Origin of the sequence: Amycolatopsis sp. NPDC052450, from assembly GCF_044547565.1 — a bacterium.
Classification (GTDB): domain Bacteria; phylum Actinomycetota; class Actinomycetes; order Mycobacteriales; family Pseudonocardiaceae; genus Amycolatopsis.
Map to the genome: position 1 here is coordinate 56,178 of NZ_JBIUAQ010000019.1, position 12,555 is coordinate 68,732.

Annotated in this window: 11 protein-coding genes; 5 read left to right on the plus strand and 6 right to left on the minus strand. The window is 68.1% G+C overall.

Annotated elements, in window-relative coordinates:
- Positions 1-75 precede the first annotated feature (75 nt).
- Positions 76-372 (plus strand): dsRBD fold-containing protein, encoded by a 297-nt coding sequence (locus ACIHAO_RS27435; protein WP_396562490.1) that lies wholly within the window; start codon positions 76-78, stop codon positions 370-372.
- 6 nt (positions 373-378) lie between these two features.
- On the opposite strand, the gene ACIHAO_RS27440 is transcribed toward ACIHAO_RS27435, so the two are convergent.
- Complete coding sequence (locus tag ACIHAO_RS27440) at positions 379-2,094, minus strand: GAF domain-containing sensor histidine kinase (protein WP_396562492.1); 1,716 nt, start codon at positions 2,092-2,094, stop codon at positions 379-381.
- Between the two features lie 131 nt (positions 2,095-2,225).
- On the opposite strand from ACIHAO_RS27440, the gene ACIHAO_RS27445 reads away from it, so the two are divergent.
- Complete coding sequence (locus tag ACIHAO_RS27445; protein WP_396562494.1) at positions 2,226-3,203, plus strand: Acg family FMN-binding oxidoreductase; 978 nt, start codon at positions 2,226-2,228, stop codon at positions 3,201-3,203.
- A gap of 10 nt (positions 3,204-3,213) precedes the next feature.
- Here the strand turns inward: ACIHAO_RS27445 and ACIHAO_RS27450 are convergent, their stop codons facing one another.
- Positions 3,214-3,846 (minus strand): response regulator transcription factor, encoded by a 633-nt coding sequence (locus tag ACIHAO_RS27450; RefSeq protein ID WP_199746749.1) that lies wholly within the window; start codon positions 3,844-3,846, stop codon positions 3,214-3,216.
- Between the two features lie 190 nt (positions 3,847-4,036).
- Here ACIHAO_RS27450 and ACIHAO_RS27455 point away from each other — a divergent pair, with 190 nt between their 5' ends.
- Together ACIHAO_RS27455 and ACIHAO_RS27460 are read left to right on the plus strand one after the other, a co-directional pair.
- Complete coding sequence (locus ACIHAO_RS27455; RefSeq protein ID WP_396562497.1) at positions 4,037-4,342, plus strand: ANTAR domain-containing protein; 306 nt, start codon at positions 4,037-4,039, stop codon at positions 4,340-4,342.
- 71 nt (positions 4,343-4,413) lie between these two features.
- A complete protein-coding gene (locus ACIHAO_RS27460) occupies positions 4,414-4,815 on the plus strand; it encodes a response regulator transcription factor (protein ID WP_396562499.1) in 402 nt (133 codons plus the stop codon).
- Positions 4,816-4,823: 8 nt separating this feature from the next.
- Here the strand turns inward: ACIHAO_RS27460 and ACIHAO_RS27465 are convergent, their stop codons facing one another.
- Genes ACIHAO_RS27465 through ACIHAO_RS27475 form a run of 3 tightly spaced genes read right to left on the minus strand, consistent with a single transcriptional unit; the run spans position 4,824 to position 11,176 of the window.
- Positions 4,824-9,335 carry a HAMP domain-containing protein gene (locus ACIHAO_RS27465; RefSeq protein ID WP_396562501.1) on the minus strand — a complete coding sequence of 1,504 codons (4,512 nt, stop codon included), beginning with the start codon at positions 9,333-9,335 and terminating at the stop codon, positions 4,824-4,826.
- 48 nt (positions 9,336-9,383) lie between these two features.
- The gene (locus ACIHAO_RS27470) at positions 9,384-10,463 is read right to left on the minus strand and encodes a PAS domain S-box protein (protein WP_396562503.1); all 1,080 of its coding nucleotides are present in this window, start codon (positions 10,461-10,463) and stop codon (positions 9,384-9,386) included.
- A gap of 32 nt (positions 10,464-10,495) precedes the next feature.
- Entirely contained in the window at positions 10,496-11,176 is a 681-nt protein-coding gene (locus tag ACIHAO_RS27475; RefSeq protein WP_396562505.1) for a response regulator, read from the minus strand.
- A gap of 255 nt (positions 11,177-11,431) precedes the next feature.
- Between ACIHAO_RS27475 and ACIHAO_RS27480 the strand changes: the two genes are divergently transcribed.
- On the plus strand, positions 11,432-11,686 hold the full coding sequence (locus ACIHAO_RS27480; protein WP_396562507.1) for a hypothetical protein: 255 nt from the start codon (positions 11,432-11,434) through the stop codon (positions 11,684-11,686).
- A 10-nt stretch (positions 11,687-11,696) separates the two neighbouring features.
- Here ACIHAO_RS27480 and ACIHAO_RS27485 read toward each other — a convergent pair whose 3' ends face one another.
- Positions 11,697-12,254, minus strand: coding sequence for a hypothetical protein (locus tag ACIHAO_RS27485; protein ID WP_396562509.1), 558 nt, complete (start codon positions 12,252-12,254; stop codon positions 11,697-11,699).
- Between the last annotated feature and the right edge of the window lie 301 nt (positions 12,255-12,555).

Below are 12,555 nucleotides of genomic sequence, written 5' to 3' on the forward strand. Positions count from 1 at the left end.
AGGACTTTCGCCCCCGATTCCCGGAGAGCGAGGACTTAGGACCCTGTGCCACGAACGGCGGCGGTGAGAGCCTCGATGACCGGAACGGAGCCGACGATGACGGACAAATGGACGATCGACGTGTCCCTGCAGCACGAGCCGTACCGAGTGCGCGCGGAGGCGTTGCTCCGGCTCGAAGACGGGGGTGAGTTCGTCGGTGTCGGACTCGCGGAGGCCGGGCTGAGAAACAGTTCCGCCTCCCAGATCGGCGCCTATCTCGCGGTGACGCGGGCGCTTTCGGACCTCACCGCGGAATTGCTCGAGACCGTCGCCTCCGACGTCGCCCGCTCGATCGAAGTCGACGGGATCCTCACCGCGCAGTCGGCGAACTGACCCGGCTCAGCGCAAGGGGGCGGCCCACTCGACCCTGGTGCCGCCCTCGTCCCGGGTCTCCGCATGGAACGTCCCGCCCGCCTTCTCCGCGCGGTCGCGCAGTCCCCCTGGCTCACCGGCGGTCCCGGTTCCGTCGTCGGTGACCACGATCCGCAGGACGTCGTCCTTCACGGCGACGCTCACCGAAACTCCGCTCGCCCGCGCGTGCCGGACGACGTTGCCGACCGTCTCCCGCACCACCGCCTCGACGTGTTCCGCGAACGGGAGGGGAATCGAGTCGAGCGGCCCGGACAGGCTGATCGTCGGGTGGATCGGGGTTTCGTCGGTGAGTTCGGCGATCGAGTCGTAGAGGCGGTGCCGCAGCCGCACCCCTTGCTGCCCCGCCTCGCCGCCGTGGAGATCGAAGATCGCCGTGCGGATCTCGTGCACGATCTCGTGCATCTGGTCGATGCTCTCGCCGATCCGCCGCCGCAGTTCCGGGGTGTCCGCCCGGCGGTGCGTGCTCTGCATGGCGAGACCGACCGCGAACAGCCGCTGGATCACGTGGTCGTGCAGATCCCTGGCGATCCGGTCCCGGTCGGCGAGCACGTCGAGTTCCCTCGCCGTGCGCTGCCGCGCCGCCAGCTGGAGCGCGAGCGCGGCCTGGTCGGCGAACGAGGCCACCACGGGCAGTTGGGCGAGCTCGAACGGGACCGCGCCCGGATTCCGCACCGCCATCAGCACTCCGGACGTGCGTTCTCGCGCCCGGAGCGGAACCACGAGCGTCGGGCCGAGGCCGAACTCGCCGTCAGGACCGAGTGCCAGTTCCGGGACGCTGCGCGGGGTCCGGTCGCGGTAGACCGCCCCCGGCACCGAGTCGGCGACGCTGATCCGCGCCCCGGTCAGTTCCGCCGCCCGTTCGCCCGCGCACACCGCGATGGTGAGTTCGTCGGCCTCGTCCTTGCCGACGTCGAGCCCGCCGGAACCGGGTAGTGCCAGCAGAGTCAGGTCGGAACCGGTCAGTTCCAGTACCCGCCCGGCGATCAGGTTGAGCGCGTCGGCGGGGTCGGTGCCACCGAGCAGTTCCGTGGTCACCTCGCTGGTGGCGGCCTGCCACTGCTGGCGGATCCGCGCCCGCTCGTAGAGGTGGGCGTTCTCGATCGCGATGCCCGCCGCGGCGGCGAGCGCCTGGACGACCACCTCGTCGTCGTCGGTGAATCCCTCCCCGCGTTTTTCGGTGAGGTACAGATTCCCGAACACCTCGTCGCGCACCCGGATCGGCACGCCGAGGAACGACCGCATCGGCGGATGGCGCGGCGGGAACCCGACCGAAGCGGGATGCCGCGAGATGTCGGCAAGCCGCACCGGTTTCGCCTCGTCGATGACGAAACCCAGCAGTCCGTGCCCTTTCGGGAGATGCCCGATCTGTTGTTCCGTCTCACCGTCGATGCCGAGATAGACGAATTCCGACAGCGAACCGTCGTCCGCGATCACCCCGAGCGCGCCGTAGGTGGCTTCGCCGAGATCGATCGCCGCCCGCACGATCCGGCGCAGCGTCGTGTCCAGCTCCAGCCCCGAAGCGACCGCGAGCACCGCTTCGAGCAGGCCGTCCATCTTGTCGCGGGTGCCGATGAGCCGTTCGATGCGCTCTTGAAGGTTCCCCAGCACTTCACGGACCCGCAGCTGGGAAAGCGCGCCGGTGACCCGGTCGTCGCTTCCGCCAAGCCGGTCATGAGCCGACATCGTGCTGCGCCTCCGAAGATCGGGACGAGTCGCGGCCGTGGTGACTTTCTCCTCTTTCGGTCCCGCACCGCGGACGGGGACCGTCTCATCGAGACAACCGTATTACCCGTGGCACGGCGGCGGGAGAAACCATGACCATACAAGTCACCGGGGTCGGGCGCTTGAACTCCGAACAGGTGAATTCCGTGCTCCGGTCGGCCACGCTGGCGCCGTCGACCCACAACACCCAGCCGTGGCTTTTCCGCTGCACCGGCACCGGAATCGAACTCCACGCCGATCCGCGCCGGATCCTCCCGGTCACGGATCCGGACGGTCGTGAACTCGTCCTCTCCTGCGGCGCCGCCCTGTTCACCCTCAGGACGGCGATCCACGCCTCGGGTTTCCACCCCGCGACGACCCTCGTGCCGAGCCGCACCGATCCCGATCTGCTGGCCGTCGTCCGCCCCCTCGCCGAACGCACGCCGGATCCGAAGGTCTCGCGGCTCGCCCACGCGATCCCGCGCCGCCGGACCAACCGGCGACCGTTCCTGTCCTGTGCGACCCCGGAATCCACGCTCGCCGTGCTCCGGCACGCCACCGAACTCGAGCACGCGTGGATGTCGCGCCTCGACGCCGATCAGTGCCGTCGCCTGCGTGACCTCACCGAACGCGCCCGCGGGGCGCAGCTCGCCGATCCCGCGTTCCTCGCCGAACTCGGCCGCTGGACCGGGCTGGCCGCGGGCACTCGCGACGGGGTGCCGTCCTACGCGACCGAAGGCGCTCCCGCCGACGAAAGCTGGATCCTCGACGAATTCGGTGAAGCGGACAACGGCGCGCGGCCTGCCCCGCTCGTGGTGATGATCGGGTCGCTGACCGACGAACGGATCGACCGGCTCCAGGCCGGTCAAGCCCTGCAACGGGTTCTGCTCACCGCGACCGGCGCCGGACTCGACGCGTCGTTCATCTCGCCGCCGACCATGGTCCGCGAGGCCCGTGCCGAACTCCGGCGGCTTCTCGGCTGTGGGGTCTGGCCTCAGGTGCTGCTGCGGGTCGGCTACGGCTCACCGTTGCCGTGGACACCGCGCCGCCCGCTGGAGGAAGTCCTGCTCGACACGCTCATCTCCGCTTGAGGCCGCGCCGTCACTGCCGCCGCAGCTCGGTGGCCAGCACGGCCGCCTGGGTGCGCCGCTGCATTCCCAGTTTCGTCAGCAACCGCGACACGTAGTTCTTCACGGTCTTTTCCGCGAGGAACATCCGCTCGGCGATCTGCCGGTTGGTCAGTCCTTCGCCGATCAGTTCCAGCAGCGTGCGCTCCTGATCGGAAAGCCCGGCGAGCGGGCCCTTCTTGGCGGCGTCGTCGCGGAATTTCGCCATCAGCGTCGCGGCGGCCCGCGTGTCCAGCAACGACCGGCCGAGGCCGACCTCCTTGACCGCCGCCACCAGATCCATCCCCCGGATGTCCTTGATGACGTAACCGCTCGCGCCGGCCATGATCGCGTCCAGCATCGCCTGCTCGTCGGTGTAGGAGGTGAGCATCAGGCATTTCAGTTCGGGCATCTTGGAGCGCAGTTCCCGCGCGAGTTCGACGCCGTTGCCGTCCGGCAGCCGCACGTCGAGTACCGCGACATCCGGCCGCAACGCCGGGATCCTCGCCAGCGCCTGGGAAAACGTGGCGGCCTGGCCGACAACGCACAGGCCCGTGTCCTCCTCGAGCATATCCGCGACGCCTCGGCGGACCACCTCGTGATCGTCGACCAGAAACACCCGGAGCATTCCGACCTCCACGGTTTCCCCTCCTCGGATGAGAGCGTACGGCGCACGGCCGGTCACTGCGACAGGCCAAAGGGCCTTGTTCGGCGCCCGTTCGGGTGGCTGCCGCCGTCCGGACCAGGTTCATTTGCATCAATCGAGTCAGGACGTTCTCTTCTTCCCGGGGCGGTCGCGCCGCTGCGACGATCACCTCATGTCCGAGACCATGCTTTCGACGGCCACGCCGGCCGGCACTCCCGACCCGGCCGACGACCTCGTGGCCATGCGCGACCGCCTTCGCTTCTACCGAGCCCGCGCCGAGCAACTCCAGTACGCGCTGGACCACCGGCTTCCCATCGAACAGGCGAAGGGAATCCTCGCCGAGCGTTACCAGATCGACATCGACGCGGCGTTCGAAATGCTTCGCTCGTTCTGCCGCAACAACAACATGAAGATCCACGACGTGGCCAGGACGCTCGTCGACCAGCCGAGCGAAGGCGATCGCAGAGTGTCTTGCTGAGTCACGCCAAGTTCGGCGGGGGGCCCGCGACCACCACCGGCGCCGCAAACCGCGCGGGCACGGACCGCGTGATGAACCGAACGCCGCCCCCCAGACTCCGGGTGCTCGTCGCGGACGACAACCCGGTCATCGGCGACGCGTTGCGCGCGCTCCTGGAATCCGAACCGGACATCGAGGTGGTCGCCATCGCGCTGGACGCCGGTGAAGCGGTCGCGCTCGCGGAAATGCTGACCCCGGAGGTCGCCGTGCTGGACGTCCGGATCCCCGGTGGCGGCGGCGCGTGGATGGCGCGCGAGATCCGGCGGAGGGTGCCCCGCACCCGGCTGATGGCGTTCTCCGCGCACAGCGACACCCGGTCCATCGCCCAGATGGCCTCCGCGGGCGTCACCGAGTACCTCGTGAAGGGCAGCCCCAACACCGAGATCGTCGCGGCCATCCGCCGCCTCTGCGCGAACAGCGCCGACACGGCCTGAGCCCGAGCTCAGTCCGCGAGCCAGCGTTCCATACAGGTCAGCAGTTCCTCCGCGTTCACCGGTTTGGTGACGTAGTCGCTCGCCCCGGCGGCGAGACTCTTCTCGCGGTCCCCTTCCATCGCCTTCGCGGTCACCGTGATGATCGGCAGGCCGGCGAACCTCGGCATCTCGCGGATCGCGGCCGTCGTCGCGTGGCCGTCCATCTCCGGCATCATCACGTCCATCAGGATCAGGTCGATGCCGTCGTCGGCCAGCAGTTCCTCGATACCCTTGCGGCCGTTGGGCGCATGCACCACCGAAAGACCGTGCAGTTCGAGCATCCCGGAGATCGCGAACACGTTGCGGGCGTCGTCGTCGACGAGCAGGACCTTGCGCCCCCGCAGCCGAGGTGGTCCGGCGGGCGGCTCGGTGGCCTGAGCCGCCTCCTCCGGGCTCACCTCCGGCTGGTGCATCAACGGCAGGATGCCTTCGAGTTCACTCGCCGAGATGTGCAGCATGATGCGCTCCCGCAGCATGTCCAGCGACGGCAGCAGTTCCACCGGATGCACCCGCGCGTGCCCGTGCAGCAACCGTTCCTGCGCGGCACTGAGCTTGCGGGTCGCGTACGCCAGCACGGGGACTTCGACCGGATCCGGGCCCTCCGCGAGCCGTTTGAGGAACGTCAACGCGCTCGTCCCGGGGATGCTGGTGTCGAGCACGACGCAGCGGTAGCTGTCGCGCTTCAGCTCCTCGAACGCTTCCGCCGGATCGGACACCGCCTTCACCTGGACCGAGCCGTGGCTGTCCGCGACGTCGGCGGCGACGCCGCGGGCGAGCAGAGTCAGCAGGCTGTTCTGCTCGGTCTCCACCACCAGTACGCGTTGTTCCCCGCCATCGGTGTCCACTGTGGACACAGTGGTGTCTCCGGAGCCGGCGGCCATGGCGAATCTCGCGACCGGCAGGTAGAGGGTGAACGTGCTGCCCGTGCCCAGCGCGCTGTCCGCCCGGATCTCACCGCCGAGCAGGTAGGCGACCTCACGGCTGATCGACAGGCCGAGCCCGGTGCCGCCGTATTTGCGGCTGGTGGTGCCGTCGGCCTGCTGGAAGGCACCGAAGATCGATTCGAGGTTCTCCTCGGCGATCCCGATCCCGGTGTCGATGACGCTGAAGGCCACCAGCGATTCGTGCGGGAGCGGGCCTGACGGCGAAACGATCGTGTCGACCAGTTTGACCCGCAGCTCGACGCGGCCGTCTTCGGTGAACTTGACCGCGTTCGAGAGCAGGTTCCGCAGCACCTGCCGCAGTCGCTGCTCGTCGGTGAACAGCAGCTCCGGCACGTTCGGTTCCACGGTGACCTGGAAGTCGAGCCCCTTCTCCGCGGTCAGCGGACGGAACGTCGTGCCGACGTAGTCGAGCAACTGGCGCAGCGGAAACGGCTCGTGGTGGATGTCCATCTTGCCCGCCTCGACCTTCGACAGGTCGAGGATGTCGTTGATCAGCTGCAGCAGATCGGTGCCCGCGGACTGGATGACCTTGGCGAACTCGACCTGTTTCGGGGTCAGGTTCTGGGTCGAGTTCTGCGACAGGACCCCGGCGAGGATCAGCAGGCTGGTCAACGGCGTCCGGAGTTCGTGCGACATGTTGGCCAGGAACTCGGACTTGTACTTCGACGCCAGTGCGAGCTGCTGCGCGCGTTCCTCGATTTCCTGGCGTGCCTGCTCGATCTCGAAGTTCTTCACCTCGATGTCGCGGTTCTGCCTGGCGAGCAGCTCGGCCTTCTCCTCCAGTTCCGCGTTCGACACCTGGAGTTTCGCCTGCTGTGCCTGGAGTTCCTCCGAGCGGGCCTGCAGTTCCTGTGCGAGCCGCTGGGATTCCTCCAGCAGGGAATCGGTCCGCGCGTTGGCGATGATCGTGTTGACGTTGACGCCGATGGTCTCCATCAGCTGTTCGAGGAAGTCCTTGCGGACGGCGGTGAACTCGCCGAACGACGCGAGTTCGATGACGCCGAGCACCTGGTCCTCGAAGACGATCGGCAGCACGATCAGGGTGACCGGCGGGGCGGAGCCAAGGCTCGACGAGATCTTCACGAAACCCGGCGGTGTCCGGTCGACCACGATCGGTTTCTTGGTCTGCGCGGCCTGCCCGATCAGCGACTGCCCCATCGCGAAACCCGACGGCGTGTCCGGGTCCTCGCTGTGCCCGTAGCTGGTGATCAGCCGCAGCCGGGTGCCGTTCTCGCCGGTCTCGGTGAGGAACAACGTCCCGTGCTGCGCGCCGACGAGCGGGGTCAGCTCGTTCATGATCAGAGTGGCCACCACCCGCAGATCCCGGTGGCCCTGCATCAGGCCCGAGATCCGGGCGAGGTTGGTGTTGAGCCAGTCCTGCTCCTCGTTGGCCCGCGTGGTCTCGCGCAGCGACTGGACCATCGCGTTGATGTTGTCCTTCAGCTCCGCGACCTCGCCCTGCGCCTCGACGGAGATGGACCGGGTGAGGTCGCCGGTGGCCACCGCGCTGGTGACCTCGGCGATCGCCCGGACCTGGCGGGTCAGGTTCCCGGCCAGCTCGTTGACGTTCTCCGTCAGCCGCTTCCAGGTGCCCGAAACACCTTCGACCTCCGCCTGGCCACCGAGCCGTCCTTCACTGCCGACTTCGCGGGCGACCCGCGTGACCTCCGCGGCGAACGCGGAAAGCTGGTCGACCATCGTGTTGATGGTGGTCTTGAGCTCCAGGATCTCGCCGCGCGCGTCGACGTCGATCTTGCGGGAGAGGTCGCCCTGCGCGACCGCGGTGGTCACCTGGGCGATGTTGCGGACCTGTCCGGTGAGGTTGTTCGCCATCGAGTTGACGTTGTCGGTGAGGTCCTTCCAGGTACCGGCGACATTCGGCACCCTGGCCTGCCCGCCGAGGATGCCCTCGGTGCCGACCTCCCGCGCCACGCGGGTGACCTCGTCCGCGAACGCGGACAGTGTGTCGACCATCGTGTTGATCGTCTGGGCGAGCGCGGCGACCTCGCCCTTGGCCTCCACGGTGATCTTCTGGGACAGGTCGCCCCTGGCGACCGCTGTCGCGACCTGGGCGATGGAGCGGACCTGGTCGGTCAGGTTGTCGGCCATGACGTTCACGGACTCCGTCAGGCTCTTCCACGTCCCCGACACACCCTTGACGTCCGCCTGCCCGCCCAGCCGTCCCTCGGTGCCCACCTCACGGGCGACCCGGGTGACCTCGTCGGCGAACGACGACAACTGGCCGACCATCGTGTTGATGGTGTCCTTGAGTTCCAAAATCTCGCCGCGCGCGTCGACGCGGATCTTCTGCGACAGGTCGCCCTTCGCGACCGCGGTGGTGACCTCGGCGATCGAGCGGACCTGATCGGTCAGGTTGTCGGCCATGACGTTCACGGACTCCGTCAGGCCCTTCCACGTCCCCGACACACCCTTGACGTCCGCCTGCCCGCCCAGCCGTCCTTCCGTGCCCACCTCGCGCGCCACGCGCGTGACTTCATCGGCGAACGAGGACAGCTGGTCCACCATCGTGTTGATCGTGTTCTTCAACTCCAGGATCTCGCCCCGCGCGTCCACCGTGATCTTCTGCGACAAGTCACCCTTCGCCACCGCCGTGGCCACCTGGGCGATGGAGCGCACCTGCGCGGTGAGGTTGCCTGCCATGAAGTTCACCGACGTCGTCAGATCCCGCCATGTCCCGGCCACGCCGGGCACCTGGGCCTGCCCGCCGAGCGCGCCTTCGGTTCCGACCTCGCGCGCGACGCGCGTGACCTCGTCGGCGAACGACGAAAGCTGATCGACCATCGTGTTGATCGTGTTCTTCAACTCCAGGATCTCGCCCCGCGCGTCCACCGTGATCTTCTGCGACAGATCACCCTTCGCCACCGCCGTGGTGACCTCGGCGATGGAACGCACCTGATCGGTCAGGTTGCCCGCCATGAAGTTCACCGACGTCGTCAGATCCCGCCACGTCCCCGCCACACCGGGGACTTCCGCCTGCCCGCCCAGCCGCCCTTCGCTACCGACCTCGCGCGCGACCCGCGTGACCTCATCGGCGAACGACGACAACTGATCCACCATCGTGTTGATCGTGTTCTTCAACTCGAGCATCTCGCCCTTGACGTCGACGGTGATCTTCTGGGACAGATCACCTTTCGCCACCGCGGTCGCGACCTCGGCGATGTCGCGGACCTGACCGGTGAGGTTGCCCGCCATCGCGTTCACCGAATCGGTGAGGTCCTTCCAGGTCCCCGAGACCGAGGGCACCGCCGCCTGCCCGCCGAGCTTCCCGTCGGTCCCCACCTCGCGGGCGACCCGGGTGACCTCGGAGGTGAACAACGCCAACTGGTCGACCATCCCGTTGAAGACGACCGCCATCTCGTTCATCAGGACGTCGTCCACCTGCGGCAGCCTGGTGCTGAAATCGCCGTCGCGAACGGCTTTCAGCCCCTCCAGCAACCGCTGCAGACCCTCGTCGTCGATCGCCCCGCCCACCCGCGCCGCGTCTCTCGGCCCGCGCTTGGTTCCCGGTTCCGGCATCGAGGTGCCTCCTTCGTTCCGACTCCCCGCGGATCCAGGGGGCGACCGTCATCTCCGCACGGGCCCGGCCGGGCTCAGCGGAATCCAGAAGACCACCGACGTCCCTTCGCCGGGCCTGCTGGAAATCCGGAACCATCCTTGCGCGGCTTCCGCACGTTCACGCATCGACGCCATTCCGATGTGCTCGCCCGACAACACTTCGTGCGCGCTTTCGACGCCCGGCTTCATCCCGTCCCCGTCGTCGACGACTTTCGCCAGCAGACCGCCGTCCTGTCCCGTCAGCGAAACCACGACCGAGGTGGCGTTCGCGTGCTTCCGCACGTTCACCAACGCCTCCTGAAGGATCCGGAAAGCCGTGACGACGAGGTCGGGCGGCGGCTGCGCCGGCAGTTCGTGCCGCAGCGTGCAGTCCAGTCCCCAGCCGGCGACGACCTCGTCGAGATAGTCGCGGACGGAAGCGACCAGGTCGTCGTCGTTGAGTGCGGGCGGGCGCAATTGGGCCACGAGGATCCGTAACCGCCGGATCGCCCCTTGGATCGCTTCGTCGAGTTGCATCAAGGCGGAATCCCGCCGTTGCGCGGCGAGCATCTGCAACCGCATGCTCACCGCGATCATCGACTGGATGGAATCGTCGTGAACATCCCACGCGATACGACGGCGTTCGGTTTCTTGCGCCCGGACCAAATGCGCGAACGCCTGTCGCCGCTCGGCTTTTTCCTCCTGTGATTTCCGCCGTTCGGTGAGATCACGGGTCACTTTGCCGAAACCGACGAGGCGGCCCTCTTCATCTCGCAACGCGGTGATCACGGTGTTGGCCCAGAACCGTTCACCGCCGCGGCGGACGCGCCAGCCCTCGTTCTCGTGACTCCCGAGCTCGGTGGCGATCAGCAGCTCCGAGGCGGGTTTACCGGCGGCGACGTCGTCCTCGGGGTAGAAAACGGAGAAATGGCGGCCGAGGATCTCGTCCTCCGGATACCCCTTGATCCGTTCCGCCCCCGGATTCCAGCTGATCACGTGACCGTCGACGTCCAGCAGGTAAATGGCGTAGTCGAGGACGCTGTGCATGAACAACTCGAACAGCACAGCGCCGCGATGATCGGATGCCCGTTTCGATGGCAGCATGGCCATAGTGCAGCTTGGCACCCGGATACCTCTCCCCGCTACGGCCGTTCGAGGAGGCCATTCTTGCGGGCATGGGCCACCGCTTCGAGTTTCGAATGGGTCCCGGTCTTCACCAGGATCCGCTGCACGTGATTCCGCACGGTATTCCTGGCCAGCCGCAACTCCTCGGCGATCCGATCGGTTCCCGCGCCTTCCGCGATCAGGCAGAGCACCTGCCGCTCCCGCAAGGTCAGCAACGGCCCGAGCCTGCCGGCACTCCCGGCCAGCATGGCCAAGGCGCCGCTGAGCAGTTCCGGGTCGATGACCACGTCACCCGCCGCGACGGTCCGGATCGCCGTGACCAGTTCGTCGAGAAGACCGGATTTCAGCAACAGCCCGGCCCCGCCGACCTCCAGGATCCTGGCGACGATGGCGCTGTTCGCGTCACCGGTCAGCACGAGCACCCTGCTCGACGGCGAGATCGCGCGGAATCGGGCGATCGCCTCGATCCCGTCGCCGTCCGGCAGCCGCCGATCGAGCAGGACGATGTCGGGCAGGTGCTTCTCCGCCGCGATCACCCCGCCCTCCAGTGACTCCACCGACGCCACCAGGTGGATCTCCGGAAATTCCTCGAAGGCCGCGCCCAGCGCTTCGGCCACCATCTTGTGGTCCTCGACGAGCAGCACCCGGATCGGGGCCGCGGCCGGGGACTTGGGCTGCGGGAACGTCGGGTTCGGCATACACCTTCTCCGTCGATCGTGATCTCGCCGATTCCCGGAAATGGAGGCGAGACGCCGGCGGGGCATTCTCCCACCGTCTCCGGCCCACTCGGCATTTCGAAGCCGACCCGTGACCCGCCGTACCCGTCCGGCGACCGAGAGAGGTCTTTGTGCCTTCGATGGCACGACCTTCGGCGGTGACCGGAACGGCACCCGGTGCCTCATCGTCGAAGGTGACGCCCACCGGATCGTGGGCGAGGGAAAGGGGACCGGGACGTGACCACGAGGATCTGCGAAACCCGCCGCCGTCCCGGCACGCACGCCATCACCCGCCGGGCATCGATCGCCGCCGAACGCGAGCGGGCGCCGAGAGTCGCGACGAAAGCCGAGACGCACGCCTCGCTGCTCGACGAGGTCCTGACCGCCATCCGGCATTTCGACGGCGTGGCCTTCGTCAAACGGTCCCGGTGGAACCCACGGGACCGGCGCGTCCAACGGCTACGCGGCTGGCTCGGCGGCGCGCCCGGCTGACCGGCACCCCTCACACCGGGTGCCACCGGCCGATGTCCGGCTCCATCGGCACGATCCGGGTCAGCGACGAGCGGATCTTCAGTTCCGTCGCCCTGTCCCGGCCGCGGGTCCCACGCGGGGCGTACGGATAGAAGGTGCCGCGCTCCCGGCGGTAGACCATGGTCAGTCTCGGATGCCGCATGTCCCGCAACTCGGCGAAGTCGACCGTCGTATGCAGCAACCAGGACGCGAACCCGGCCTGTGCCAGGCTCTCGTTGACGTCGGCGAGGTCGTCGAGCAGCCAGCCGAGGTCACCGTTCTGCCGCCAGCAGCGCACGATCGTCCGTCCGTGCGCGTCGTGGATGACCACGTTGCGGCGGACGGTGTCCCCGGCGAGACCGGCGACGATCTCCGCGTCCGTCCCCGCCCCCGGACGGCCTTCCGCGACGAAGCAGACACTCCCCGACCCCGTCGGGGCCAGCCCGTGCCCGGACCGCAACGTCAACGCCGCGGACCTCAAGTCCAGTAACGGAAGCAGACTCGGCCGCACCGACCGGCTCTTCCCGAGAAGGCTGCCCAAACGCGCCATGACCTCACCGCACCCTTTCCTCTGGGTGAAGCCTTTCCGATGACGCCCTCGCGCCCTAGGGCCGCACGGTCGCGCATCGCGGGGGACAAGTCCCCGGTTCCGGTGACCAACGGCCCTACCAGCGACCGCCCGTCACTTCACACGGATCCGCGGGCGTCGTGTCGTCCGTCCGATCACGCGTGTCGTCCGTCCGATCACGCGTGTCGTCCAGATTCGCCAGCTGGCGTAAGGCGAACGGATCCGCTGGACGTCGCGAAAGCCACTTTCGGGACCCCAGGCGTCGCGAAAGTGGCTTTCGCGA